Below are 26,336 nucleotides of genomic sequence, written 5' to 3' on the forward strand. Positions count from 1 at the left end.
CGTTGGAGAGCTGCTCTCATAACGTAACCGCTGTGCGTCGCCAGACGCTCCTCGTTCAGGAGAAAGGCACCTCATGTCTCGCATTACCGTCATCGGCGGCACCGGCTATGCAGGTTCTGCCATCGTCGCGGAGGCCGCTGCCCGTGGTCACCAGGTCACCGCACTGAGCCGCTCGCTCCCCGACGCGCCGATCCCGAACGTGACCTATGTCCAAGGCGACGCCACCGACGAAGCAACGCTCTCTGCACCTATCGAGGACGCGGACGTCGTCGTGGCCGCGGTCGCCCCACGCGGTTCGGTGGCCCGCACCTGGCGTGACGTCCACCGCACCATCGCGCGTGCGGCCGATGCCGCGGGCGTACCCCTGTTCATCGTCGGCGGCTTCTCGTCGCTGCGCCCCGCACCCGGGGCCGATCGCTTCGTCACGGACCTCAGCGACATCCCCGCCGAGTTCCACGACGAGATCCGCGCCGGGGCGGCGTTCATCATCGAGGACCTCCCGGCCGCGCCCGCGACACTCGACTGGGTCTTCGTGAGCCCGGCGCTCAGGTTCGGCGCGCATATGCCCGGCGAACGACTCGGCCGTTACCGGCTCGGCGACGACGTCGCGGTTCAGCCCGCGGACGGCGGCGCGATCTCCGCCGCGGACTACGCCCTCGGGCTCGTCGATCTGATCGAGAAAGGCGACCACCACAGGGCGCACGTCAACCTCGGCCACTAGTCGGAGGGGTCGGTGGCCAGGGCTTCGTAGGCGGGGAGCAGGGCGTCCGTCAGGGGGCGGCGGCGGATCTTGACCGGGGGCGGTGTCGCCACCTGGAGGATGAAGCCCGGGGGGACCGGGGGAGCGGGCGGGCGGTCGCGGAGGCGGGCGAGGCCGGACGGGGTCGTCCAGAAGTCGGTGGCCGACAGGGGCTCGTCCTCCATCGCGAACGGGTCGGGGGCGGCGGCGGGGCCGCGGCGCAGGGCGGTGAGGAGCTGGTCGCGGCTGCGGCCGTTCCATTCGAGGATGAGGAACGGGTCGTCGTCGAACGCCTCGGCGAGCAGGTAGAGGACGGCGGCGGCGTGCTTGCACGGGTCGCCCCAGTCGGGGCAGTCGCACATCAGGTGCAGGTCGGAGGCCGTGTTGGGGAAGAGGGCGAGGCCCAGTTCGGCGAAGACCCATTCGATTTCCGGGGGCATTTCGCCGGCGAGGAGGCGGGCGCGGAAGACGGCGCGGGATGCCAGTTCCTTCTCGACGGCACGCCAGTTCCTGGGCTCTATTCCTTCGATGCCGAGGGCCACCTCATAGGGCTCGGGGAGTGAGCCCCTGACTTTCGCGGTGACCTCGTAAGGGGTGACGCGGAGGTCGTAGACCTGGCCTTTTCGGGCGTAGGTGCGCCCGCGGGACAGGCGGCCCTGGTCGGCGAAGGATTCCAGGAGGTCGATGAAGCGGCGCGACCACCATTGCGCGCCGATCGAGCCGCGCTTGGTGCGGGCCTTGATTCCCTCGTCGTCCATCAGTCGCTCACCGCCTCGGGGGACAGCCGCAGGACGTCGCGGAGTTCGGCGACGGACAGCTCGGTCAGCCATTCCTCGCCGGTGCCGACGATCGATTCGGCGAGGGCCTTCTTGCGCTCGATCATCTCGTCGACGCGCTCCTCCATCGTGCCGACGCAGATGAACTTGCGGACCTGCACGTTGCGGGTCTGGCCGATGCGGAACGCCCGGTCGGTGGCCTGGTCCTCGACGGCGGGGTTCCACCAGCGGTCGACGTGCACGACGTGGTTGGCGGCGGTCAGCGTGAGGCCGGTGCCGGCGGCCTTGAGGGAGAGCAGGAAGATCGCCGGTTCCCCGTCGCTCTGGAAGTGCTGGACGAGGTCGTCGCGGGCCTGCTTGGACGTGCCGCCGTGCAGCCAGAGGACGGGACGTTCGAGCCGGGCCGCGAGGTACGGCTGGAGCATCGAGCCGAACTCGGCGTACTGGGTGAACACGAGCGCCTTCTCGCCCTGGTCGAGGACCTCGGCGCAGATCTCCTCGAGCCGTTCGAGCTTGCCGGAGCGGCCCGGCAGGCGGGAGCCGTCCTTCAGCAGGTGCGCGGGATGGTTGCAGACCTGCTTGAGCTTGGCCATCGTCGCCAGGACGAGCCCGCGCCGCTTCTTGTCGTCGGCCTCGGCGATCTGCTCCAGCATGTCGTCCACGGTCGCCTGGTAGAGGGACGCCTGCTCGGTGGTGAGGTTGCAGTAGACCTTGATCTCCTGCTTCTCCGGCAGGTCCGAGATGATCGACTTGTCGGTCTTGAGGCGGCGCAGGATGAACGGCTGCGTGGCGCGCTTGAGGGCGAGCGCGGCCTGCTCGTCGCCCTCCTTCTCGATCGGGACGGCGAACCGCTGCCGGAACGCGGCGCGCGGCCCGAGCAGCCCCGGGTTGGCGAACTCCATGATCGACCAGAGTTCGGTGAGGTGGTTCTCGACGGGGGTGCCGGTGAGGGCGATCCGGTTGCGGGCGGGGATGCTCCGCACCGCCCTGGCCTGCCGCGTGCCGCTGTTCTTCAGGGCCTGCGCCTCGTCGCAGACGACCCGCTCCCATTCGACGGGCGCGAGCATTTCGGCGTCGCGGGTGGCCGTCCCGTAGGTGGTCAGGACGAGGTCGGCGTTGCCGGCCGCTTCGATGAGGTCGTCGCCGCGGTGCCGGCTCGTCCCGTGGTGGACGTAGACGCGCAGCTTCGGGGCGAACCGCGCCGCCTCCCGCTGCCAGTTCCCGACCAGCGACATCGGCAGGATCGCCAAGGTGGGGCCGGGCCGGGCGCCGTTCTCCCGTTCATGGACGAGAAGGGACAGAACGGAGATCGTCTTGCCAAGCCCCATATCGTCCGCAAGAAGGGCGCCCAGCCCCAGATCGTCCATGAAGGTCAGCCAGGCCAGGCCGCGTTCCTGGTAGGGGCGCAGTTCGGCGTCCAGGTCGTCCGGCGTGCGCATCGGGGTGAGGCGGCGGTCGGCCTCGCCGGACAGCAGGTCGCCGAAGGTGCCGTCGGCGTCGACGGCGGTCAGCGGGAGGGCGTCGTCGCCCGCGTGGACGATCGCGCGGATCGCCTCGGCCGCGGCCATCCGGCCCTGGCGCGGGTGCCGCAGGAAGTCGAGCGCGGCCTCCAGCTGCTCCTCGTCCAGCTCGACCCACTGGCCGCGCAGCCGGACGAGCGGCGTCTTCAGCCGGGCCAGTTCCTCCAGCTCGGCCTCGTCGATGCTCGCGTCGCCGATGGCCAGGTCCCACCGGAAGTCGACCATGCCCTTGAGGTCGAAGCCGGACGGCGCGGCGGCGCCCGAGGAGGCCTCGGGGTCGTCGGCGCGGGTCGTCAGCTTCATGCCGAGCTTGGCCTTGCCCGCCCACTGGGGGAGCAGGACGCCGAACCCGGCGGCGGCCAGCATCGGCGCCGCCCGGCGCAGGAAGCGGAACGCGCCGGCGGTGTCGAGGATCAGCTCGGCGGGCGCCGGGCCGTCGAGCGCGGGCGCCATGTCGGGGAACAGGCGGAGCGCCCGGCCGAGGCCGGTGAGGAGCGTCTCCTCCGCGTCCTGGACGGAGGTCGCCTCCCCGTCCCACACCATCGCGGCGGGCACGTAGAGGCTGGGGTCCTCGGTGCCCTGGAGGGCGAACTCGACCCGCCAGGTGTCGCCGGGCTCGTCCTGCTCGTCCTTATCCTCCCCTTCGGGGAACGGGTCGGCGGTGAACTCCGCGGCGCCCGGTTCGGCGAGCCGGAAGCAGACGCGCAGCGGCCCGGACGGGCGGCGCGCGGCGGCGGCCCACGCGTCCAGCTCGGCGACGAGCTCGTCCGGGTCGTCGCCGGGTTCCCGGGCGACCTCGGCGGACGGGCCGGTCAGCGCCTCCGCCCAGCGTTCGGCGAGCGGCAGCCGGTCGGGGACCTTGCCGCGCCGGGGCGGCAGCAGCGGGTGCGGGACGACGCCCCGGACCGCGGTGTCGACCAGCCCGGACAGCGCCTCCCGCAGCACCTGCGCGGCGGGCCGCCCCCCGTCGGCCGCGCGGCACGCGGCGGGCATCGCGCGGGCCAGCGCGCGGAACCGGGCCGGGTCGTCCAGGACGGGCCGCCAGCGCGCGACGAGGTCGCCGTCCTCGCGCAGCAGCGCCGGGAGCACCTGGCCGCGCCCGGCGAGGTGCACGGCCTCCTCCGCCAGGACGCACAGGAACCGCAGGTCGGAGCCGGGGACGACGTCGCCGCTGTGCTCGGCGGCCTGGAGCAGCGCCATCGCGGGGAACGGCTCCAGCACCAGCGCCGGCACCCGCCACGGCCGCAGTTCGGGCTCCCCGGGCACCGGCTCGGGGCCGAGCTCGGCGGACGGCAGCGGATGGTCGCCGTGGGTCGGCAGCGCCATCGTCAGCTCGACGCGGAACGCGGTGCGCAGGAGCGGCTCGTAGGACGTCCCGGCGAAGTCGCGGGTCGCGAACGGGTGGACGTCGGGATCGTGCTGGTACGGGCCGGTGCGTTCGGCCCAGAGACAGAGCGCGCCGGCGTGCCAGGTGGCGTGGGCGACGAGCATGGTCCCCGAAGTTACCAGCCGTCCCGGACGGTCCGGCGACGCGCGCGAACGGCGCCGCTGGTTAGGCTCGGGGCGTCGGTCGACCGGAGGATCTTGGAGGCGTTCGTGGGCGAGTTCGTGCGGGTGGAGGCCGAGGACGGCGTCGCGACGATCAGGCTGGACCGTCCGAAGATGAACGCCCTCGACGCGCGGATGCAGCGGGAGCTGATCGGCGCGGCCCGGCAGGTCACCGAGGACGACCAGGTCGGCGCGGTGGTGCTGTACGGCGGGGAGCGGGTGTTCGCGGCGGGCGCCGACATCAAGGAGATGGCGCCGATGTCCTACGCGGAGATGGCGGCGGGCCACTCGCGGCTGCTGCAGGACTTCACCAGGGCGCTCGCGGCGATCCCGAAGCCGGTGATCGCGGCGATCACCGGGTACGCGCTGGGCGGCGGGCTGGAGGTCGCGCTCACCGCGGACCTGCGGGTCGCGGGCGAGGGCGCGAAGGTCGGGCAGCCGGAGATCCAGCTCGGCATCATCCCGGGCGCGGGCGGCACGCAGCGGCTCGCGCGGCTGGTCGGCCCGTCCAAGGCCAAGGACCTCATCTTCTCCGGGCGGCACGTCAAGGCGGACGAGGCGCTCGCCATGGGGCTGGTGGACCGGGTCGTCCCCGACGCCGACGTCTACACGGCCGCGAAGGAGTGGGCGGCGACGTTCGTGGGCGGGCCCGCCATCGCGCTGCGCGCCGCCAAGCAGGCCATCGACTCCGGCCTGGAGGTCGACCTCGCCACCGGGCTGGAGATCGAACGGGTGCAGTTCGCCGCGCTGTTCGCCACCGAGGACCAGAAGAACGGCATGAAGTCCTTCATGGAGGAGGGGCCGGGCAAGGCGAAGTTCACGGGCCGCTGAGCGCGCCCTCCTGTGTCGCGGCGCGTTCCTGCGCGTCCACGACGTCGGCGGCGTAGCGCTCGGTCCAGCGGCCCAGGGCGTTCAGGGGTTCCAGCATCCCGCGTCCCGGGCCGGTCAGCTCGTACTCGACGCGCGGCGGCGCCTCGGCATAGCGGCGGCGGACGACCAGCCCGTTGTGCTCGAGGCGCCGGAGCGTCTCGGTCAGCACCTTGTGGCTGATGCCGCCGATGCGGTCCTGGAGTTCGCCGGGACGCAGCGGGCCGTGCTGAAGCGTCCACAGCACGACGCCGGTCCACGTGCCGGACAGCAGGTCGAGGCCGAGCCGCGTCTGGCAGTCGGCGATGAACTCGGGATCGTCCATTCTGCCCCTCCCGATACGCACCCGATGGTGCGGAACGAACCGCTTAGCGTCCCGTCCGACGGTAATCGACACGGGAGGTCGTCATGCGGATCGGTGTGCTGGGTGCGGGCAACATGGCGGACGCGCTCGCCACGCAATGGGCGCGCAAGGGACACGACGTCCGGATCGGGGCGCGGACGCCGGAGAAGGCGGTCGCGCTGGCGGGACGCATCGGCCACGGCGCGGAAGGCGGGACGTTGCGGACGGCGGCCGAGTTCGGGGACGCGGTCCTGCTGGCCGTCACCCATGAAGGTGTCGAGGACGCGTTGCGCCAAGCGGGGCCCCTCGCGGGACGCGTCCTCATCGACTGCACGAACCCGATGGAACCGCCGTTCGAGCGGTTGAAGACCGACGGCGGCCCTTCGGCGGCGCGCCGCGTCGCCGACCTGACCGGGGCGCGGGTGGTGAAGGCGTTCAACACCTGCCCGGACCCGGTGTGGCGGATGACGCCGCCGGCTTTCGGCGGGCGCCCGCTCGGCGTCCCGCTGTGCGGCGACGACCCGGACGCGCTGGCCGTGGCGCGCCGCCTGGTGACCGACCTCGGCTGCGTGCCGATGGACGGCGGCGGCCTGGACCGGGCGGCGCTGCTGGAGGCCGCGACGGCGTTCCTGGTCGGGCTGTGGACGGCCGGCGAGGACCCGCTGGCGATGCTGCCCCCGGCCGCCGTGGTCATGGCCCGGGCGCCGCAGCGGACGTCCGAACCCGCCGGCTGACGGCGTGGCGCGGGGGGGGGGGGGGGCCTCCGCGCGGGGGCCGCCCCGCCACCCCGGCTCAGGGGCGCTCGCCCTCCTTCGCCACCGGGGCCTTGACGAGCTGCGCGGACAGGCTGGTGACCGTGCCCGCCGGGGCGGTGCCCGTCGGCTTCGGCCGCCAGTTGTCGAGCCGCTTGCCCTGGCCTCTGTCCGGGTACTCCACCTGGGGCGTCAGCGACACCGTCCGGTGGCCCATGTAGGCGTAGGTCTTCGGGTTGAGGATGATCTCCTCGCGCTGGCCGCCGCCGTTCACCGCGAGCGCGAACGCGATGCCGCGCCGGCCGGCGGCGTCCGCCACGTTCCGCTCCAGCGTGACGCCCTTGAGGCGGGGCAGCACCCGGTAGAAGGCGGCCTGCAGCTTCGGCGACGGCGCGCCGTAGTCCATGAGGCTGCGGACGAGGAGGAACGCGGCCGTGTCGGGTCCCTGCCACGGCGCGGCGAAGTCCGGCGGGTTCTTGAACAGGGACCTGTTCTCGAGCTGGCCGATCAGGACGTTGGGATTGGTGGAGTATCGCCCGAGGTTCGCCCATTCGGGGTCGGGAGGCATGCGCACCGTCCGCCCCTCCCGCTGGACGTCGTGCGCCCGGCCGTTGTACTTCGCCCACCGCTCGCTCGTGGACCGCTTGCCCGTGATCCTCGTGGAGCCGTAAGTGCTGCCGGCGTCCATGGTCTTGATGTACGTCCACTGGCCCGGGGCGACGGCGGTGCCCGTCTCGGCGGCCTTCGCCGCGCGGGTTCCGAGCTCCTTCACGTTGGCGACCGGGGCGAAGTTCTTCGGCCCGTTCCCGGTTCCGCCACCGGATCCGCCGGTCATGGCCACCGCGGTGACCGCGGCGGCGGCCGCGGCGACGGCGGCCACCGCTCCGGCCCGCCACGCCGGCCGGGCCCAGAACGGCCGCGGCCGGACGGCCGGGCCGGCGGCCGCGGCGAGCGGCCGGCCCGTCGCGCCGGCCTCGGCGAGCAGCAGGTTCCGCGCGGCCTCGGCCGCGTCCGGCGTGATCGGCGGCGTCGCCGACCGCAGTTCGCGCAACTGGGTCATCTCGTCCATCACTCCGCCTCCGGTGCGGTCGGGTCGGCGCCGCCGAGGGCGGCCTTCAGCTTGCGGCGGACGCGGTTCAGCCGGGAGCCGACGGTGCCCGGCGGGATGCCGAGCGCCTCGCCGACCTCCTCGTAGCCGAGGTCGCCCCACGCGACGAGCAGCAGGACGTCGCGGTCGCCGGCCGGCAGCTCCGCCAGCGCCCCGCCGAGCAGCCGCTCCTGCTGCTGCGCGGTGACGCGCGCCACGACGGCCTCCGCCTCCGGCTCGGGCAGCGGGTCGATCCCGGTCCGCTGCAGCGCCCGGTAATGCCGTTCCTCACTGCGGTGGTGCCGCGCGACGAGCGTGGTGGCGATCCCGTACAGCCAGGGCCGCGCGAGGGGGCGGCCCGGGTCGTACGTGCCGCGCTTGCGGAACGCGGTGAGGAACGTCTCGGCCACGATGTCGTCCGCCGCCTGCGTGCCGAGCCGCCGGGCGGCGTAGCGGTGGATCTGCGCGGCGTACCGGTCGAAGAGCACGGCGAAGCGTTCCGGGTCGTGCACCGAACGGCGGATGACCTCGGCGTCGCTGGCGTACGCGCCGGCCGCCTCTGCGTCCGGGGCGACGCCGGCCCGCTGCCGGGACCGGATGGCCGTCATACGGGTCCTCTTCGTGAGGCCATGGTGGGCTCCTGTTGGGGGACTGGCGATGGGACACCCGTTGTCTCCCGCAGTGCCGCCTCCTCTTCACGGTCCACTTCGCACCAATTGTGAGGCTATTTCGGCGAGTGCCGCCGGGCGCGGCCAAGATCGCCGCTAGCATCTGCCGCCATGCGACACGCGTACCGAACCGCGCTCGTGACCGGCGCCTCCAGCGGGATCGGCGAGAGCTTCGCCCGCATCCTGGCCGCCCGCGGCACCGACCTGGTGATCGTGGCCCGCCGCGGCGACCTGCTGGACGGGCTCGCCCGCGAGCTGGTCGAGCGGTACCGGGTCGCGGTCGAGGTGCTCGCGGCCGACCTCACCGATCCCGGGCAGCGCGCCGAGATCGAGCGGCGGCTGCGCGCCGAACCCGTCGAGCTGCTGGTCAACAACGCGGGGCACGGCGCTTTTGGAGCGTTCGCGGAACTGCCCGTGGAGGACCACCTCCGGCAGCTGGAGCTGAACGTCACCGCGCTCGTCCGGCTCACCCACGCCGCTCTGCCGGGGATGGTCCTGCGCGGACGCGGCGGAGTGCTGAACGTCGCGTCCATGGCCGGGTTCACCCCGTCGCCCGGCAGCGCGACCTACGGCGCGACCAAGGCCTACGTCGCGTCCTTCTCCGAGAGCCTGCACGCGGAGGTCGCCTCGAAGGGCGTCCACGTGACCGCGCTGTGCCCCGGCTTCACCCGCACCGAGGACGACGCCCCGACCAACCTGCTGTGGCTGCGCCGCGACGACGTGGCCAGGGCCGGTCTGGACGCGGTGGCGGCCGGACGCGCGCTCAGCGTCCCCGGCGTCCAGTACAAGGCGGCGCTGCCCGCGCTGAAGCTCGTCCCGCGCCCGCTGCTCAGGGCCGCGGTGAACCGGATGTGGCACCAGGCGGCCGACACGCGGTGACGAAAGCGGACGGCCGGTTTCACTCCGATCTACAAAACACCCCCGGGCCTGATTGTCACGGGGGTGACTTGACGCGGGTCGGGTGGACTGGCGACCATCGAACCTACGCTTGAGTAGGTTAGAACGGCCTGCTGGGCGCCCCATTCCGTGCCGCGGGCGCGGCGGCACCGTCCGGCACTCCGACACGTCCAGCGAAGGAAGCGCATGTCCGTGACCCCCGAAGAGAAGTTCCAGACCGATCTCCTGCTCGACCTCGAGCCGGTGGTCGAGACGGAGCTCAACCGGCACATGTCCATGGCCAAGGAGTGGTTCCCGCACCAGTACGTGCCGTGGAGCGAGGGCCGCGACTTCGACGGGCCGCTGGACGGCGAGCCGTGGTCGATCGAGCACTCGAAGGTGACCCCGGAGGCGCGCGAGGCCCTCATCGTCAACCTGCTCACCGAGGACAACCTCCCCGGCTACCACCGCGCGATCGCCACCGTCTTCGGCCGCGAGGGCGCCTGGGGCACCTGGGTGAACCGGTGGACGGCCGAGGAGAACCGGCACGGCATCGTCATCCGCGACTACCTCACCGTCACCCGCGCCGTCGACCCGATCGCGCTGGAGCGCGCCCGGATGCGCCACATGGAGGCCGGCTACGAGGCCGACCACGGCGAGTCGTTCCTGCACGGCACCGCCTACGTGGCGTTCCAGGAGCTGGCGACCCGCGTGTCGCACCGCAACACCGGCAGGGCGTCCGGCGACCCGCTCTGCGAGCAGATGATGGCGCGCGTCGCGGCCGACGAGAACCTGCACATGATCTTCTACCGGAACCTCATGGGCGCCGCGCTCGACATCGCGCCGAACGAGACGATGCGGGCCGTCACCGACGTCGTCAAGGCGTTCCAGATGCCCGGCCACAGCATCGACGGGTTCCTGCGCAAGTCCGTCGTCATCGCCAACGCCGGCATCTACGACCTGCGCCTGCACCACGACGACGTGCTCACCCCGGTGCTGCGCAAGTGGGGCGTCTTCGACCGCACCGACCTGACCGGCGACGGCGACAAGGCCCGCGACGAGCTCGCCGAGTTCCTGGAGGGCCTCGACTCCGCCGCCGCCAAGTTCGAGACCCGCCGCGAAGAGCGCCGCGCCCGCCAGGCGGCCCGCAAGGGCTGAACCGCCAGGGCTGAACCGCCAGGAACGCGGGCGCCGTTTCCGGCGTCTCAGTGTTCATGGGGACTCATCGGCGGCTGGGCGAGTATCGGTTGCTGGACGAGATCGGCCGGGGGAGCACCGCGGTGGTGCACCTGGCCCTGGACTCCGGGGGCCGCGAGGTCGCGGTCAAGGAGCTGTGCCCGCAGATCGCGGGCGAGCCGGAGGCGCTGGCGCGGCTGGCCCGCGAACTGGCCGTCCAGGCGCGGGTGAACAGCCGGTACGTCGCCCGGCTGCTGGACGGGCGGGTGTCGGCCGAGCGGCCGTACGTGGTGATGCAGTACGTCCCGGGCTGCCCGCTGAACGAGCTGGTCCGGGCGTACGGGCCGCTGGAGGCGGGCCGGCTCGTCCGGTTCGCGCGGCGGCTGGCGCTGGCCGTCGCCGACGTGCACGACGCGGCCGTGCTGCACCGGGACGTCTCGCCCGGCAACGTGATCGTGATGGGCGACCGGCCCACGCTGATCGACTTCGGCATCTCCCACCAGGCCGGGATGGAGCAGATCACCCGGCGCGGGATGGTCGTGGGGACGCCCGCCTACCTGGCGCCGGAGCTGATCGAGGGGGAGCGCGCCACCACCGCGTCGGACGTGTTCTCGTGGGCGGCCGCCGCGGCGTTCGCGGCGACGGGCCGTCCGCCGTTCGGGCGCGGCTCGCTGCACGGGGTGTGCTTCCGGATCCTGCGCGGGCAGGCCGACCTGGACGGGGTGCCGGAGCCGCTGCTCGCCGTGCTGCGCCGGGCGCTGGCGCGGGACCCGGCGGAGCGGCCGTCCGCGCGCTGGATCGCGGGGGCGCTCGCGCAAAGTGACGACCCTATCACGGTTCGCGGCCGGATTGCGGCGGCCTGAGATGACCGTTGGATCCTTCCGGCGGGGGCGGCGAAGGTAGGGTTTCGGAAACGATGGAGGGAGCAGTCACGTCCGGGGACCGTATCGGCCACTACAGCGTGCTCCAGACCCTCGGGGAAGGGGGCATGGGCGTCGTCTACCTCGGCGCCGACCCCGAGGGGCGCAACGTGGCCATCAAGGTGCTGCGGCCCGCGGTGGCGGGCGACGCCACGGCGCGCCGCCGGCTGGCCCGCGAGGTCGACTCGATGCGGCGCGTGCACAGCCCCCACGTCGCGGAGATCCTCGACGCCGACGTCACCGCCGACCAGCCGTACATCGTCACCCAGTACGTGCCCGGCCGCACGCTGGAGGAGGTCGTCGAGGAGAACGGCCCCATCTACGGGCAGGGCCTGCAGCGGCTGACCGTCGGGCTGGCGTCGGCGCTGTCGGCGATCCACGGCGCCGGGATCGTGCACCGCGACCTCAAGCCCGGCAACGTGATGATCGTGGACGGCGAGCCGGTCGTCATCGACTTCGGCATCGCGCAGGGCGCGGACGCGACCCGGCTGACCGCCACCGGCATGGTCATCGGCACCCCCGGCTACCTCGCCCCGGAGATCATCGAGGGCGAGGACGCGGGCCCGCCGTCCGACGTGCACGCGCTCGCCGGCACGGTCGCCTACGCCGCGACCGGCCGCCCGCCGTTCGGCTCCGGCACCTTCGAGTCGATCTTCTACAAGATCATGCAGGGCACGCCCGACCTGGACGGCGTACCGGACGCGCTGCTGCCGCTGCTGCGTTCGGCGATGGCCCGCAACCCGGCCGAGCGGCCCACCGCGGTCAACCTCGTGCAACTCGGGCGGCGCATCCACCTCGAGGCGACGATCACCGACCAGACGCGGGTCGACCAGCACTACACCCGCCCGGACGGGACGGCGCAGCCGGTCGAGCGGCCGGCGCCCGACCACGCCCGGCAGTTCGCCATGCCGCCGAGCGAGACGACCGGGCGCACCGGCGGACGCGCGAGCGGGCAGACCGCCGCGCCCGCGCCGGCCCCGCTTCCCGCGCCCGCGCCCGTCCCGGCGCAGCCGAAGGACTTCGTCGGGCAGTTGCCGCCCGCCGCGCCGCCGCCCGTCCCGCCGCCCGCGCCCGGCCCCTACGACGCCGCGCCGCGGTACGGGACGCAGAACTACGGGCCGCAGAGCACCTACCCGCCGGCCGCCTACGGCCCCTACAACCAGCCGCCGGCCCAGCCGCCGCCGAACGCGCTGCAGCGCGGGCCGCAGCAGGGCGGCCCCTACGACCCGCAGCAGGACGCGCAGCGCCGCCGTCCGGAGCCCCCGCGCGACGAGCGTGACCGGCACGAGAGGGACAGGGAAGCCCGCAAGCCGTACGGCTGGTACCGGGTGCTCGGCTTCATCGTGCTGGTGGCACTGCTCGGCTTCGCCAACATCGCGCCGCTGCTCGCGGTCGGCGTGACGATCGCGGGCGTGCTGGTGCTGCGCAGCGCCGACAAGGCCGCCCAGGGGATGGAGGGCAAGCGGACCCGGCGCGGCCCGCGCTCCGGCGACGTCGTCGCGGCGGCGTTCCGGACGCCGCTGCACCTGCCGGGCGCGGTCATGGTCACCGCGCTGCTGTCGGCGCTCAGCCTGTTCGCCGGGTTCGTCCTGCTCGGCGTGCTGATCTTCACCAAGTCCGACATGACCGCGTCCCGGGCGATCGCGTACTCGGCGATGGCGGTGATCGGGCTGCTCTGCCTGGCGCCGGGCAGCGGCGCGCCGCGCCGGCAGCTGGCCCGGATCTGGGGCGCGACGCTCCCGCGCACCGAGGCCGCCCTCGCCGCCGCCCTCATTCTGGGGATCTTCGCGGCCGTGCTGGTCGGCCTCTCCCAGAAGCAGCCCCCCGACACCACCCCGCTGGACGGTATGAGCCAGAACCTGGAGAGCCTGCGCAGCGATGTCCACGACCTCGTCACCGGGTTCCCGTTCGTCTGACGGAGCCTGGGTCCCCCCGCCGCCCGAGCCGCCAGGACCGCCCGAGCCGCCGGCGCCGTCCGGGGCGCCCGACGGCCCGCCGCCGTTCGCGGCCGCCCCGGTCCCCGCGCCGCCGCTCCCGCAGGACGCCCTCCCGGCCGATGCCCTCCCGCCCGCCGCGCCCTCCGCATCCGCACCCGCCGCATCCGCTGAGCCCGCACCCGCCGGGCCGGTGGACGAGGACCAGGCCGAGATGATCGGCCCGTACCGGCCCATGCAGCTGATCGGCTCCGGCGGCATGGGGCAGGTGTTCCGCGCCCGCGACCCGCGCGGCGGCACGTTCGCGGTCAAGACCCTGCACCCGCACCTGGTCGACGCCGCCGACTCGCGGGCCCGGCTGCGCCGCGAGGTCGAGACGATGGGCCGGGTCACCAGCCCCCGCGTCGCCGAGGTCGTCGAGTTCGACGTCGACGCCCGCGTCCCCTACATCGTCACCCGGTACGTGGAGGGCCGGCCCCTGCTGGACGAGGTCCGCGGCGCCGGCGCGATCACCGGCGCGGCGCTGTGGCGGATCGCGGTCGGCACCGCCGAGGCCCTCGAGGCCGTGCACCGCGCCGGCGTGGTGCACCGTGACATCAAGCCGGGCAACGTGCTGCTGGAGGCCGGCGAGCCGGTCGTGATCGACTTCGGCATCTCGCAGGGCGTCGACGACACCCGGCTGACCCACACCGGCGGCGGGCGGTCCGGTACCTGGCGGTATCTCGCGCCCGAACTGCTGGAGGGCGCGGACGCCGGCCCGCCCGCCGACGTGTTCGCCTGGGCGGCGACGATCGCGTTCGCGGCGACCGGCGTCGACCTGTACGACGCGCCCAACGACGCCGCGGTCTGTGTGCGGATCATCCGCGGCGACCACGACCTGAGCGGCGTCCCGGACGAGCTGCGCCCCCTGCTCGCCGACGCGCTCGCCGCCGACCCGTCGGCCCGCCCCTCCGCCGAGGCGCTGGTGCGGCGGCTGCGGGCGCTGCGCCCCGACTCGGCCGGGCTGAGGGTGTCCAGCGGCAGCGGCCCCGCCGTGTCCACCGGCGGCCCCATGCCCGGCGGGCGGCCCCGCCCGCTCGCGCCGATCGGCCCGTACCGCCCGCTGCAGCGGCTCGGGCGCGGCGGCATGGGCGACGTCTTCCTCGCCCGCGCCGACGACGGCCGGATGGTCGCGATCAAGACGCTGCACCCGTTCCTGCCCGCCGAGTTCCAGGCCAAGGACCGGCTGCGCCGCGAGGTCGAGGCGATGCGCCGGATCCGCAGCCGCAACGTCGTCGAGCTCGTCGACCACGACGTGGATGGCGACCCGCCCTACATCGTCACCCGCTACGTCGAGGGCACCTCGCTGCTGGAGACCGTGAAGGGGCGCGGCCCGCTGCCCCGCGACGGGCTGCTCCGGCTGGCCGGCGGCCTGGCCAACGCGCTCGCCGCCGTCCACGAGGCGGAGAGCGTCCACCGCGACGTCAACCCGGGCAACGTGATGCTGGTGTCCGGCGAGCCGATCCTGATCGACTTCGGCATCGCCTACCTCACCGGGGCGGCGCGGCTGACCCAGGGGCCCGTCGGCACGCCCGGCTACGTCTCGCCCGAGGTGCTGGAGGGCAAGCCCGCCGCCCCGCCGACCGACGTGTTCGGCTGGGCCGCGACGATCGCCTACGCCGCGACCGGGCGCCGCACCTACGAGGCGACGAGCCCGGCCGCGTTCGTCCGCCGCGTCCTGACCGGATGGCCGGACCTCGCCGGGATCGACCCCGACCTGCGCGAGGTGCTGGAGGACGCGCTCGACCGCGACCCCGACGTGCGGCCGGACGCCTCGGAGCTGGCCGCGCGGTTCGCCAACCCCGGCTCGATCGCGCCCCGGCTGAAGCTCAAGCCCGAGCCGAGACCGGAGCCGCCCCCGCCGCCGAAGCCCGAGCCGCCCGCCGACCGGGTCGTGGCGGGCCGCGCCGCGTTCGCGCAGGCCGGCCTCGCGCTGACGGTGTCGGTGATCGAGGTGTCGCTCGCCGATGCCAAGCGGGAGCTCGTCGCCGCCGAGCGCAGCCACGCCATCGGCGGGACGTGGTCGGAGCACACCGCCGGCTACGCCCGCAAGTCGCTCGCCGCCGCCACCCGCGCCGCCCGCGACGCGCAGACCGGCACCGGCGTCCCCGCCAACGGCCCCCGCCTCGCCGAGATCTACCGGGCGGCGAGCCTGTACGCGCGGCACGCGCAGGGCCTCCTGCAGGGCCGACCGGTGATGCCGGGGCAGCTCGCGGACGTCCGCCGCGTCGTCGCCCTGCTCGGCACCGCCCGCTTCACCCGCGCCCGCTTCAAGGAGGGCTACGACCCCGCCGAGGTCGACGGCTTCGTGGGCCGCGTCCGCGCGTGGCTGGTCGGTGACCGCCGCGCCCTCGCCGAGGTGATCGGCGCCGACGACGTCCGCGCCCGCGCCTTCACCCTGCGCCGCCTCCGCGAGACCTACGACAAGGACGAGGTCGACGCCTTCCTCGCCGCCCTGGAAACCGAACTCCGCCGCACCGGCTACCTCTGAGGCCGGAGCGCTGCGGGGCGGTAGGGGCGGTCGGTAGGGTGGCGGGCCATATGAGCGGCGAGACGAGCCACCAGGAGCACATCGGTCCGTACCGGCTGCTGTCCCGGCCGGGCGACGGGACCGGCGTGCACCGGGCCACCGGCCCGGACGGCCGCGATGTGGCGATCAGGCTGCTGCCGCCGGGCGCCGCGCCCGACATCGAGCGGATGCGCGCGGTGCTCAGCCCCTACGCGGCGGACGTCCTGGACGGCGAGTCCGGCGTGCGCCGGCCGTATGTGGTGTCGCGGTTCGTGCCGGGGCGTCCGCTGGGGACGGTCGTCGCGGAGCAGGGGCCCATGTCCGGCGACGCGCTGCGGCGGGTGGCGGTCGGGCTGGCGAAGGCGCTGGCCGCCGTGCACCGGGCGGGGCTCGCCCACGGGGAGCTGGGGCCCGAGACGGTGCTGGTGGTGGACGGCGCTCCCGTCGTGGTGGATTTCGGGCTGGCGGCAGGGGCGCACGGGCCCGGTGACGTGCACGCGTGGGCGGCGACGGTGACGTTCGCGGCGACCGGGCGGTTCGAGGTGCCCGCTGACGCGCTGCCCGCCGATCTGCGTCCGCTGGTGGCGGCGGCCGCGGACCCCGATCCGGCGGCGCGGCCGGACGCGGAGCGGCTGGCGGAGGCGGCGTCCCGGCTGGAAGTGCGGCCGGCGCGGGCCGTCCCGGCGCCGGCGCCGCCGGTGGCGGAGGAAGGCGTGCCGGCGGTGGCGTCCGCGCCCGTCCGGGAACCGGTGAAGGCGCAGGAACTTGCGGTGGCGCAGGGGTGGGCGCGGCTGCTCGCGGCGATGGTGGTGGTCATCGGGGTCGGCGTCGCGGTGATGATGCCGATCGTCGGGCTGCTGCTGACGCTGGTGGCGGTGACGCTGCTGCGGACGGCCATGTCCGACACGGTGGCGGGCTGGGCGTGGGCGCTCGGCCGGACCGCCCTGACCGTCCCGTATGCGGCGGCGCTCACGGTGGCGGTGCCGCTCGGGCTCGCCGCGGCGTCCGTCATCGGCGGGGAGATCGACTCGCTGGGCGCCTGCGCGTTCGGCGCCGGGGCGGGCGCGGCGGTGCTGTGGACGGCGCCGGGCGTCAGCGCGCCGCGCCGGCAGCTGGAGCGGATGTTCATGGCGGTCGCCGGCAGTCCGCGGCACATCGCGGTCGCGGGGGTGGCGCTGGGGGTGCTGGCGCTGCTCGCGGTGGTCGGGGCGATGTCGCTGACGCCGAGCTTCGCGCCGATGTACGGGTGGCAGAGCTCGCTGGAGCGCTCGATCGACCGGTTGCAGAACGCCATGGACCGCGGGTGAGTATGAGCTGCGTCACGCCGCCCGCTGGGCGGGACGGGCGCCGTGAACCGGGCGGGCACGTGGGTAAGGTCTCACGAACTGGGATTTGCCAGTAGGCTACCGATGAGTAACATTTGTCGTGCACGGCCGAACCGGGGACCCGGCTCCGAAGCACGTTCGGGTGTTTGGCAGGCTGTGACCACGAAAGCGCATGCCCGCGTCGACCCGTCATGGGCGGCGCCCCTCTGTCCGCTTACCCCAGCGGCCAACTGAGTGCAGGGAGGTCGGCCACCGGCCATGAACATCGTCGTCCTGGTGAAGCAGGTTCCCGATACGGAGAGCCCGCGCAAGCTGAAGTCCGATGACAGCACGCTCGACCGCGCTGCCGCGGACGGTGTCATCAACGAGCTCGATGAGTACGCCATCGAAGAGGCGCTGCGCATCAAGGAGGCCCAGGGCGGCGAGGTGACCGTTCTGACCATGGGCCCCGACAAGGCCACCGACTCCATCCGCAAGTCGCTGGCGATGGGCGCCGACAAGGCCGTCCACCTCCTCGACGACGCCCTCGCCGGCTCCGACGCGCTGCAGACCTCCTACGCGATCCAGCAGGCGCTCGGCCGCACCGGCTTCGACCTGGTGATCCTCGGCTCGGAGTCCACCGACGCGCGCACCGGCGTGCTCGCCGCGATGCTCGCCGAGCGGCTCGGCGTGCCGCAGGTCTCGCTGGCCAACAAGGTGGAGATCGACGGGTCGTCCATCAAGGCGCAGCGGGTCACCGACTACGGCTTCGACCGCGTCGAGGCGACCCTGCCCGCCGTGGTCAGCGTGGTCGAGAAGATCAACGAGCCTCGCTACCCCTCGTTCAAGGGGATCATGGCGGCCAAGAAGAAGCCGGTCGAGACGCTCGGCATCGCCGACGCCGGCATCGACGCCGCGCAGGTCGGCCTGGCGAACGCCGCCACCGAGGTGGTCGACTTCGCCGAGGCGCCGCCGCGCGCGCAGGGTCAGATCGTCACCGACGAGGGCGACGGCGGCGCGAAGATCGCCGAGTTCCTCGCGTCGAAGAAGTTCGTCTGACCGAGGAAGGGGATTAAGGAACCATGGCTGAGATTCTCGTCCTCGTCGACCACGTCGACGGTGAGGTCAAGAAGGTCACCCTCGAGCTGCTGACGCTGGCCAACAAGCTGGGCGAGGCCGCCGCGGTATGGATCGGCCCGGGCGCCGACGGCGCCAAGGACAGGCTCGGCGAGTACGGCGCAGGCAAGCTCTACGTCGCGGCCGACGAGGAGCTCACCTCCTACGTCGTCGCGCCGAAGGCGGCGCTGCTGGCCCAGCTCGTCGCCGACAAGTCCCCGGCCGCGGTGCTGGTCTCCGCGACGGCCGAGGGCAAGGAGGTGGCCGGCCGGCTGGCCGTCAAGACCGGCTCCGGCGTCCTCACCGACGTGGTGGACGTCGCCGACGGCTTCGTCGCCGAGCACTCCATCTTCGGCGGCGGCATCATCGCCCACGCCAAGGTGAAGACCGGCACGCCGATCATCGCCGTGCGGCCGAACTCCGTCGCGCCCGAGGCGTCCCCGGCCACCCCGGCCGAGGAAGCGGTCTCGGTGACGCTGTCGGACGCCGACAAGGCCACCAAGGTCGTGGAGAAGGTCGTCCAGGAGAAGGGCGAGCGCCCGGACCTGACCGAGGCCGCGATCGTGGTCTCCGGCGGCCGCGGCGTCGGCGGCGCCGAGAACTTCAAGATCATCGAGGACCTGGCCGACTCGCTCGGCGCGGCCGTCGGCGCCTCCCGCGCCGCGACCGACGCCGGCTGGTACCCGCACTCGTTCCAGGTCGGCCAGACCGGCAAGACCGTGTCGCCGCAGCTGTACGTCGCGGTCGGCATCTCCGGCGCCATCCAGCACCGGGCCGGCATGCAGACCTCGAAGACCATCGTCGCCATCAACAAGGACCCCGAGGCGCCGATCTTCGAGCTCGTCGACTACGGCATCGTGGGCGACCTGTTCCAGGTCGCGCCGCAGCTCACCGAAGAGGTCAACAAGCGCAAGTGACCTCTCGCCGGCGCCCCGCCCCCGGAACGCTCCGGGGGGCGGGGCGTCCGGCGTTTCAGGACCTGGCGGGCGACGGGTACGGGACGGCCTTCAGCAACTCCGGCTTGAGCATGTCCGCGACCTCCGCGTAGGGGACCGTCGTGTCCTCCTCGCCGCACGCGGATTCGTAGCCCAGAACGGAGCCGTAGAAGGCCACCCGGAGCCCGGCCGGCGTCAGCGCCATGCTGACGTCCCCGGACTTGACGAACGCGGACGGGTTGTCGGTGCCGTGCGGCCTGATGCCCCCGGTCCCGGGATCGACGTCGCTGTAGCAGTAGGTGCCGTGGGGCAGGTGCGCCTTGATCTTCTCGTCCAGCGGCGCGAGGCCCCGCTCGGTCGGGACGCGGAACAGGTCGAACGGGCGGTAGGCCGCGCCGGTCCGCAGGTCGACGGTCACGGCGGGCGAGTGGTCCCAGCCGGTTCCGCGCTCTCCCTGCAGGTTGACGGTGTACCAGACCGACAGCAGCCGGTCGTTGCGCATCAGGATCGCCGGCTTCACGACGTCGGTGTAGGCGCCCCGGCCGGATCCCCCGGTGAGGCCCTTGAGGGTCTTGGCCCAGCGCTCCTCGAGCGGCGCCCGCAGCGCCCGGTCGATCTTCCGGACGAGCGCGGGCCGCCCGTCCGCGACCGTGACGACCTGGCCCCGCGCCTGGAAGGTCACGCCCTGGCCGAGGTCGCGCCGCGGCTCGTTCAGCGCGGTGAGCGAGGCGACCAGCGGCTTCGGCTCCGGCTTGTCCTTCGCCTCGGCGACGTACACGGCGGCGCCGGCGCCCGCCGCGATGACGGCCGCGCCGCCCACGGCGGCCGCGGCGCCCTTCGCGCCGAGCGCGCCGATGACGCCCTTGCCCGCCGTGGCCGTCCCGGCCGTCCCGGAGGCTCCGGCGCCCGCACCGGCCCCGCCCGCACTGCCCGCCGCGCCCGCACTGCCCGCGGCGCCCGCACCGCCCGCGCCTGCACCGCCTGCCGCCGCGCCGGCTCCGATGCCGCTCGAACCGAGGCCGAGCGCCGTGAGCGGGAACAGCATGGACAGCGCCGCCGCGGCGCCGGCCAGGGTGCGGACGCCCAAGGTCTCCCAGTCGGCGCCATAGGCGCCGGACGCGGCGGACTCCAGTTCGGACACGAAGGCGGCGGCGCCCAGCGGACGGTCCCAGGCGCTCTTCGCCAGGCCGCGTTCCAGCAGCGGGCGCAGCGGCTCGGGGACGTCCTGGACCGGGATGGGCGCGGTCAGGTGCCGGCCCATCAGCCCGGCCTGGTCCTCGGCGGTGTAGGGACGCCGTCCGGTCACGCACTCGTAGAACACGCACGTCGCGGCGTACACGTCGGTGGCGGGGGAGGCGGGTTCGCCGCGCCACTGCTCGGGCGCCATGTAGACCGGCGTGCCCGACCGGCCGGCCTCCCCGGCCTCGGCCGCGATCCCGAAGTCGATGAGCTTGCTGAGGCCGTCGGCGCGCACCATCACGTTGGCGGGCTTGTAGTCGCGGTGGACGATGCCCAGGTCGTGCGCGGCGGCCAGGCCCAGCAGCGAGCCCTTCAGCACGGTCAGCGCGGCCTCGGGTTCCAGCGGGCCGCGTTCGGCCAGGACGGCCTTCAGCGGCGCCCCGTCCACCGCCTCCATGACGATCGCGGCGCCGTCGGGCGTCTCGACCAGCCCGTACAGGCGCGCGACGAACGGGTTGTGCAGCCGCCGCAGCAGGTCGGCCTCGCCGCGGAACCGCTCGCGGAACTCCGCGTCGCCGGCGAGCGGCCCGGCGAGGTACTTGATCGCTGCGGGGCGGCCGGTGCCGTCGTGCCTGGCCAGCACGACACGGCCCTGCGCGCCCTCCCCGAGCACCCGCAACTCGCTGTAGCCCGGCACTTGCCAGCCGCCCATGCACCGCCCCGTTCGTCGATCCAAAGGGCGTTATACACCGGATGGGCCGCCGCACGTCAGGGGTGCGGCGGCGGGACCACGCCCCGCCGCCGCCCCGAAGGGGGCGTCGGCGGAGCGGCGGCGGGTCCGGGTCAGGCCGCGATGGGCTCGGGACGCGTGCCGTTCGGGTCGTCGCGGGACGGGCCGCCCGGCATCTCCGCGGCGGCGACCGGCGCCTCGGGGGAGTGCGCCGAGATGTCGGAGGACGTCCGGAGCGGGACGAACCGGGCCCCGGCCGCGATCAGCAGCGCCAGCACGACCACCACGCCGACGCCGACGCGCAGCGACGTCGCGTCCGACAGGAAGCCGACCACGACCGGGCCGAGCAGCAGCCCGCCGTAGCCCATCGCGCCGACCTGCGCGACCGCGGCGGCCGGGCGGCCCGGCGCGGCGGTGCCCGCCAGCGAGATCGTCGTCGGGACGACCGTGCAGACCACCAGCCCGGTCACGAAGAACCCGGCGATCGCGACGGGCGCGGACGGCGCCAGCACCACGGCCGTCATGCCGAGCGCGGTGCCGATCCCGGCGCCGGTCAGCAGCCGGCGGGTGCCGAGCCGCATCCGGACCCGGTCGCCGACCAGCCGGCCGAACAGCATCGCCAGCTCGAACATCGGGTAGCCGAGCGCCGCCAGCGCCTGCGTGGCGTGCAGCTCGTCGTGCAGCAGCAGCCCGCTCCAGTCCGCGATCGACCCCTCGGTCATGAACGCGATGAACGCCAGCACGCCGATCAGGTAGACGGCGGGCGGCAGCCGGCGGGCGGCCCGTCCGGTCCCGGACGCGGCGGGCGCCGCGGGGACGGCGCCGATGTCGATCGGGTAGGTGTCGGGCAGGTAGGTGCGGCCGAGCGCCAGCCCGAGCGGCACCGCGGCCAGCGCGGCGATCAGCACGGTGGCGGTGAACCCGAGCCCGGCCGCCGCGGTCGCGACGCCGTACAGGCCGCCGCTCATCGCGCCGACGCACCAGCCGGCGTGCATCCCGCTCATGATCGACCGGCGGTACGCCTGCTCCACCACGCTGCCCTGGGCGTTCATCGCGATGTCGGTGATCCCGAAGGTCATGCCGAACAGCGCGACGGCGCCGAGCAGCGTCCCGTAGGTGGGGGCGAGCGCCACGGCGACGTAGGACAGCGCGGTCAGCGGCAGCGCGACGCGCAGCACGCCGCGGCTGCCGGCCCGGGCCATGACGCCGCGCAGCACCTGCATGGCGACGATCGCGCCGAGCCCCCAGACGAGGACGACGATGCCGATCTCGCCCTCGCTCGTCCCGAACTTTCCGGCCAGCGCCGGCATCCGGGCCACCCACACTCCGGTGAGCAGGCCCGCCAGAGCGAAGGTCAGGAACGTCCCCGAACGGGCGCGGAACAGCATGGTTCACCTCTTTCTCGGCTCGTCGCGCATGCGGTGCGTGCGCGCGCAGGTGCGCGTGGTGCTTCTGTGACAGGGATCCGGGCGTCATGGAACGCTCCAGACCCGAAAGGGGCCGGGAGCGTCTCGGACGGTGCCGGGTGGGCGCCAAAGGAGGCGCCCGGTGTCGTCGGCGTGCTACGGCAGGAGCGCCAGCAGCCGCCGTTTCAGTGCCTCGAGCTGCTCCCCGTCGTACAGCTCGGGCGCGTGGCTCACCACTTCCCACAGGCCCTCGGCCGCCAGCCGGACGACCTGCGCGGCGCCCGGGTCCGGGTCGTCGGCGGGATCGCGGCCGTGCCAGCGCCGCATCGCCTCGTTCAGCGGCTCGGCCTGCTCCGGATCCGCCGCGGCGGCCGTGATGGCCGACCATCGCCGGTACGCGCGGGCCTCTCCGCCGAGGATCTGGAACGTGGCCTCGACGTAGGCCCGGGTGTAGGAGCCCGGCGTGCCGTCGTCGAAGGCGGCGATCAGGCCGTCGAACTCCTCGATGACCCGCGCCACCATCGCCTTGACCAGTGCTTCCTTGGTGGGGAAGTGGTAGAGCAGCCCGCCCTTGCTGACGCCGGCGCGGTCGGCGACCGCGGCGAGCGTCAGCGCCTGCGTGCCGTGCTCGAACAGCACGGACTCCGCGGCGTCCAGGAGGGCTTCTCGTTTCATGGCGCCTCCACTGTACCGGCCGGACGGTATACAGGCCAACCGCGGTCCCCCCGCGGCTATTCCCAGGTCCCGGCGGCCGCACCCGTCCCCGCCCGGCATCCGGCCGGGCGGCGGCGAGGAACAGGGGCCGCGCGGATACTGTTGAGCGCGTGGTGACCTACCTCGACCATGCGGCGACGACCCCGATGCTGCCCGAGGCCATCGAGGCGATGACCGCGGAGCTGCACGAGCTCGGCAACCCCTCCTCGCTGCACGCGGCCGGCCGGCGGGCCCGCCGGGTCGTCGAGGAGTCCCGCGAGATCATCGCCGAGGCGTTCGACGCCCGGCCGAGCGAGGTCGTGTTCACCTCCGGCGGCACCGAGGCCGACAACCTCGCCGTCAAGGGCCTCTACTGGGCCCGCCGCGCCGCCGACCCGGCCCGCGTCCGGGTGCTCGCCGGCGCCGTCGAGCACCACGCCGTCCTCGACGCCGTCACCTGGCTCGGCGACCACGAGGGCGCCGCCGTCGAATGGATCCCGGTGGACGGCCTCGGCCGCGTCCGCCCCGACGCGCTCCGCGCTGCCCTCGGCACCGGCGACGACGTGGCGCTCGCCACCGTGATGTGGGCCAACAACGAGGTCGGCACCGTCCAGCCGGTGCCCGAGCTGGCCGCCGTCGCCCGCGAGCACGGCGTCCCGCTGCACACCGACGCCGTCCAGGCCGCCGGCCACCTGCCCGTCCGGTTCGCGGCGAGCGGCGCGCAGGCCCTCACCATCACCGGCCACAAGCTCGGCGGCCCCGTCGGCGTCGGCGCGCTCCTGCTCGCCAAGCCGAAGGAGCCGCTGTTCCTCGACCCGGTGCCGCTGCTGCACGGCGGCGGCCAGGAGCGCGACGTCCGGTCCGGGACGCTCGACACCCCCGCGATCGCCGGGTTCGCCGCCGCCGTCCAGGCGTCCGTCGCCCGCCGCGACGCCGAGGCCGGCCGCCTCGCCGACCTGCGCGACCGGCTCATCGAGGCCGTCCGCGCCGCCGTCCCCGACGCGATCCTCAACGGCGACCCGGGCGACCGGCTCCCCGGCAACGCCCACTTCTCCTTCCCCGGCTGCGAGGGCGACGCCCTGCTCATGCTCCTCGACGCCCGCGGCATCGCCTGCTCCACCGGGTCGGCGTGCTCGGCCGGCGTGTCCCAGCCGAGCCACGTCCTGACGGCGATGGACGCCGGCCCCGAACGCGCCCGCGGATCGCTGCGCTTCACCCTCGGCCACACCTCCACCGAGGCCGACGTCAAGGCGCTCGCCGACGCGATCGGCCCCGTCGTCGAACGCGCCCGCCGCGCCGGCCTCTCCTAGCCCTGGAGCCGCCCGGGGTTTGGCCATTTCTTGAGCGGGGACAGGCCAGCCGGTTAGGGAAGGCGGCAATGGCAGCGAGCGACGCGGCGCGCGACATCGGGCGGCGCGCGGCCGGACATCCCTGGTTCCGCCACCTCTCCCGCGCCGGGCTGGGTGCGCGCGGCCTGCTCTACCTGCTGATCGGCTGGCTGGCGTTGCTGATCGCACTGGGGCACGGCGAGGAGGAAGCCGACCGGAAGGGCGCGCTGCGGACCGTCGCGGCCACCCCGGGCGGGTGGATCGTCCTCCTCCTGCTCGGAGTGGGTTTCGCCGGACTGGCCCTGTGGCAGTTCGCCGAGGCCCTGTACGGCCGGCCTCTGCCGAAGGGGCGGCGCAAGCGGATGCGTTTCCCCGCCCTGTTCCGCGCGCTCACCTACGTCGCGGGATGCGCGGGGACGATCGGCTTCCTGTTCGGGCAGAGCGGCGCCTCCAGCGACCAGCAGTCCAGGGCCCTGTCCGCGCGCGCGATGGCCGAACCCGGAGGACGGTGGGTGGTCCTCGCAGCCGGTGCCGGCTTCCTCGTCTGGGGCGGTGTCACCCTCGTCAACGCGGCCCGGCGCGCCTTCAGGGACGAGCTGAAGACCGGGGAGATGGGGACGGCGGCGCACTGGATCGTCCAGCCGCTCGGCGTGATCGGCAATGTCGCGCGCGGACTGATCGGCGGGGCCGTCGGCGCCTTCCTGGTCTATGCGGCGATCTCCTTCGCGCCGGACCGGGCGGAGGGGCTGGACGGTGTGCTGCGCGAGTTCGCCGCGACCCCCGCCGGCGGCTGGGGGCTGGTCGCGATCGCCGTGGGGCTGGCGACCTTCGGGCTCTACTCCTTCTGCGAGATCCGGTGGCGCAAGATCAAGGACGTCGAGCCGGTCGAGGGCCGCGACGGCGGCGCTTGAGCTGCACTTTGCCGGAGTTTGACCCGGTCGCTGCGGGGCACAGCTCTGCCGTCCACGACGAGAAGGGGCGGAAATGACCTCCAATGTGGCCGAGGGCGGCATGCGCCGCGCGGGCCGTCGGGTGGCGGGGAACTCGGCCTTCCACCTGTTCTGCCGGGCCGGCCTCGTGGCGCGGGGCGTGCTGTACCTGCTGATCGGCTGGCTGGCCGTGCAGATCGGGATGGGCGAAGGCGGCCAGGAGGCCGACAAGAAGGGCGCGCTCCAGACCGTAGCGGACAAGCCCGGCGGTACGGCGATGCTGTGGGTCATGGCGGTGGGCTTCGCCGGGCTGGCCCTCTGGCGCTTCTCGGAGGCGGCCTTCGGGCAGCCCTTCGCCGACGGCCGCAAGGCCGGCAAGCGGCTCGCGTCGTTCGGCCGCGGCGTGTTCTACACCGGCGGTTTCATCACCATGCTGAACTTCGTGCTGGGCGAGGGCGGCAGTTCCAGCAACGAGCAGTCCAAGACCTACACGGCGCGGGCGATGGAGCACTCCGGAGGGCGCTGGCTCATCCTGGCGATCGGTCTCGGCTTCGTGGCCTGGGGGATCGGCAACGTCGTCAACGCCGTCCGCCGCAAGTTCCTCGAACGGCTGAACACCGGCCAGATGGGGCGGCGCACCCGCGCCGTCGTGCAGCCGCTCGGGATCGTCGGACGCGCCTCCCGCGGCATCGTCTTCGGCGGCGTCGGGGTCTTCCTCGTGTACGCGGCGGCCACCTTCGACCCCGGCAAGGCCAAGGGGCTGGACGGCACGCTGCGCGAGTTCGCCGGGACCCCGGCCGGCCCGTGGCTGCTGGTCGTCGTCGCCGCCGGGCTGCTGGTCTTCGGCGCCTACTCCTTCTGTGAAGCGCGCTGGCGCAAGGTGGAGGCCGTCCGGAGCGGCTTGCGCGGCCGGACGGGCCGCGGCGGCGTGCGGCGGCTGCTGCCTCAGGGCCGGTAGGTCC

The 26,336-nt window shown here is 74.1% G+C and carries 22 protein-coding genes; 14 read left to right on the forward strand and 8 right to left on the reverse strand.

Annotated elements, in window-relative coordinates:
* Nucleotides 1-73: 73 nt before the first annotated feature.
* Complete coding sequence (locus ACA514_RS41600; RefSeq protein WP_375046909.1) at nt 74-721, forward strand: NAD(P)-dependent oxidoreductase; 648 nt, start codon at nt 74-76, stop codon at nt 719-721.
* Here the strand turns inward: ACA514_RS41600 and ACA514_RS41605 are convergent.
* Both ACA514_RS41605 and ACA514_RS41610 read right to left on the reverse strand, forming a co-directional pair.
* Nucleotides 718-1,497 carry an SWIM zinc finger family protein gene (locus tag ACA514_RS41605; protein WP_375046911.1) on the reverse strand — a complete coding sequence of 260 codons (780 nt, stop codon included), beginning with the start codon at nt 1,495-1,497 and terminating at the stop codon, nt 718-720. The two genes, ACA514_RS41600 and ACA514_RS41605, sit on opposite strands and share 4 nt — an antisense overlap.
* The gene (locus tag ACA514_RS41610; RefSeq protein ID WP_375046913.1) at nt 1,497-4,526 is read right to left on the reverse strand and encodes a DEAD/DEAH box helicase; all 3,030 of its coding nucleotides are present in this window, start codon (nt 4,524-4,526) and stop codon (nt 1,497-1,499) included. The genes ACA514_RS41605 and ACA514_RS41610 overlap by 1 nt, the downstream gene beginning before the upstream one ends.
* Before the next feature lie 105 nt (nt 4,527-4,631).
* Here ACA514_RS41610 and ACA514_RS41615 point away from each other — a divergent pair, with 105 nt between their 5' ends.
* Complete coding sequence (locus ACA514_RS41615) at nt 4,632-5,414, forward strand: enoyl-CoA hydratase/isomerase family protein (protein ID WP_375046915.1); 783 nt, start codon at nt 4,632-4,634, stop codon at nt 5,412-5,414.
* Here the strand turns inward: ACA514_RS41615 and ACA514_RS41620 are convergent.
* Nucleotides 5,401-5,775, reverse strand: coding sequence for a winged helix-turn-helix transcriptional regulator (locus ACA514_RS41620; RefSeq protein ID WP_375046917.1), 375 nt, complete (start codon nt 5,773-5,775; stop codon nt 5,401-5,403). The genes ACA514_RS41615 and ACA514_RS41620 overlap by 14 nt on opposite strands.
* 83 nt (nt 5,776-5,858) lie before the next feature.
* On the opposite strand from ACA514_RS41620, the gene ACA514_RS41625 reads away from it, so the two are divergent.
* On the forward strand, nt 5,859-6,527 hold the full coding sequence (locus ACA514_RS41625) for an NADPH-dependent F420 reductase (protein WP_375046919.1): 669 nt from the start codon (nt 5,859-5,861) through the stop codon (nt 6,525-6,527).
* A gap of 58 nt (nt 6,528-6,585) precedes the next feature.
* Here the strand turns inward: ACA514_RS41625 and ACA514_RS41630 are convergent, their stop codons facing one another.
* Nucleotides 6,586-7,614: a CU044_5270 family protein gene (locus ACA514_RS41630; RefSeq protein WP_375046921.1), complete on the reverse strand. Its 1,029-nt coding sequence runs from the start codon at nt 7,612-7,614 to the stop codon at nt 6,586-6,588.
* Nucleotides 7,614-8,240, reverse strand: a complete 627-nt coding sequence (locus tag ACA514_RS41635; protein WP_375046923.1) for an RNA polymerase sigma factor — start codon at nt 8,238-8,240, stop codon at nt 7,614-7,616. The genes ACA514_RS41630 and ACA514_RS41635 overlap by 1 nt, the downstream gene beginning before the upstream one ends.
* Nucleotides 8,241-8,411: 171 nt before the next feature.
* Here ACA514_RS41635 and ACA514_RS41640 point away from each other — a divergent pair, with 171 nt between their 5' ends.
* From ACA514_RS41640 to ACA514_RS41675, 8 genes are all read left to right on the forward strand, one after another.
* Nucleotides 8,412-9,179, forward strand: a complete 768-nt coding sequence (locus ACA514_RS41640) for an SDR family NAD(P)-dependent oxidoreductase (protein ID WP_375046925.1) — start codon at nt 8,412-8,414, stop codon at nt 9,177-9,179.
* A 204-nt stretch (nt 9,180-9,383) separates the two neighbouring features.
* Nucleotides 9,384-10,334 (forward strand): acyl-ACP desaturase, encoded by a 951-nt coding sequence (locus ACA514_RS41645; RefSeq protein WP_375046927.1) that lies wholly within the window; start codon nt 9,384-9,386, stop codon nt 10,332-10,334.
* Between the two features lie 56 nt (nt 10,335-10,390).
* The gene (locus ACA514_RS41650) at nt 10,391-11,215 is read left to right on the forward strand and encodes a serine/threonine-protein kinase (RefSeq protein WP_375046929.1); all 825 of its coding nucleotides are present in this window, start codon (nt 10,391-10,393) and stop codon (nt 11,213-11,215) included.
* 53 nt (nt 11,216-11,268) lie between these two features.
* Nucleotides 11,269-13,188, forward strand: coding sequence for a serine/threonine-protein kinase (locus tag ACA514_RS41655; protein ID WP_375046930.1), 1,920 nt, complete (start codon nt 11,269-11,271; stop codon nt 13,186-13,188).
* 211 nt (nt 13,189-13,399) lie between these two features.
* On the forward strand, nt 13,400-15,736 hold the full coding sequence (locus ACA514_RS41660) for a protein kinase (protein WP_375046933.1): 2,337 nt from the start codon (nt 13,400-13,402) through the stop codon (nt 15,734-15,736).
* A 50-nt stretch (nt 15,737-15,786) separates the two neighbouring features.
* A complete protein-coding gene (locus ACA514_RS41665) occupies nt 15,787-17,061 on the forward strand; it encodes a hypothetical protein (RefSeq protein ID WP_375046935.1) in 1,275 nt (424 codons plus the stop codon).
* A gap of 276 nt (nt 17,062-17,337) precedes the next feature.
* Nucleotides 17,338-18,117 carry an electron transfer flavoprotein subunit beta/FixA family protein gene (locus ACA514_RS41670; protein ID WP_375046937.1) on the forward strand — a complete coding sequence of 260 codons (780 nt, stop codon included), beginning with the start codon at nt 17,338-17,340 and terminating at the stop codon, nt 18,115-18,117.
* Between the two features lie 23 nt (nt 18,118-18,140).
* The gene (locus ACA514_RS41675; protein ID WP_375046939.1) at nt 18,141-19,091 is read left to right on the forward strand and encodes an electron transfer flavoprotein subunit alpha/FixB family protein; all 951 of its coding nucleotides are present in this window, start codon (nt 18,141-18,143) and stop codon (nt 19,089-19,091) included.
* A gap of 55 nt (nt 19,092-19,146) precedes the next feature.
* Here ACA514_RS41675 and ACA514_RS41680 read toward each other — a convergent pair whose 3' ends face one another.
* The 3 genes from ACA514_RS41680 to ACA514_RS41690 all read right to left on the reverse strand — a co-directional run bounded on the left by ACA514_RS41680 (nt 19,147) and on the right by ACA514_RS41690 (nt 23,099).
* Nucleotides 19,147-21,000 carry a serine/threonine-protein kinase gene (locus ACA514_RS41680; RefSeq protein ID WP_375046941.1) on the reverse strand — a complete coding sequence of 618 codons (1,854 nt, stop codon included), beginning with the start codon at nt 20,998-21,000 and terminating at the stop codon, nt 19,147-19,149.
* A 131-nt stretch (nt 21,001-21,131) separates the two neighbouring features.
* Nucleotides 21,132-22,406 carry an MFS transporter gene (locus ACA514_RS41685; protein ID WP_375046943.1) on the reverse strand — a complete coding sequence of 425 codons (1,275 nt, stop codon included), beginning with the start codon at nt 22,404-22,406 and terminating at the stop codon, nt 21,132-21,134.
* 174 nt (nt 22,407-22,580) lie between these two features.
* Nucleotides 22,581-23,099, reverse strand: a complete 519-nt coding sequence (locus ACA514_RS41690) for a TetR/AcrR family transcriptional regulator (RefSeq protein ID WP_375046945.1) — start codon at nt 23,097-23,099, stop codon at nt 22,581-22,583.
* A 152-nt stretch (nt 23,100-23,251) separates the two neighbouring features.
* Between ACA514_RS41690 and ACA514_RS41695 the strand changes: the two genes are divergently transcribed.
* The 3 genes from ACA514_RS41695 (at nt 23,252) to ACA514_RS41705 (ending at nt 26,332) form a co-directional block, all read left to right on the forward strand.
* A complete protein-coding gene (locus tag ACA514_RS41695) occupies nt 23,252-24,427 on the forward strand; it encodes a cysteine desulfurase family protein (protein WP_375046985.1) in 1,176 nt (391 codons plus the stop codon).
* A gap of 68 nt (nt 24,428-24,495) precedes the next feature.
* Nucleotides 24,496-25,356, forward strand: a complete 861-nt coding sequence (locus ACA514_RS41700; protein ID WP_375046947.1) for a DUF1206 domain-containing protein — start codon at nt 24,496-24,498, stop codon at nt 25,354-25,356.
* A gap of 73 nt (nt 25,357-25,429) precedes the next feature.
* Nucleotides 25,430-26,332 (forward strand): DUF1206 domain-containing protein, encoded by a 903-nt coding sequence (locus ACA514_RS41705; protein ID WP_375046949.1) that lies wholly within the window; start codon nt 25,430-25,432, stop codon nt 26,330-26,332.
* The last annotated feature ends 4 nt before the right edge of the window (nt 26,333-26,336 follow it).

Origin of the sequence: Actinomadura sp. NTSP31, assembly GCF_041951385.1 — a bacterium.
GTDB lineage: Bacteria > Actinomycetota > Actinomycetes > Streptosporangiales > Streptosporangiaceae > Spirillospora > Spirillospora napierensis.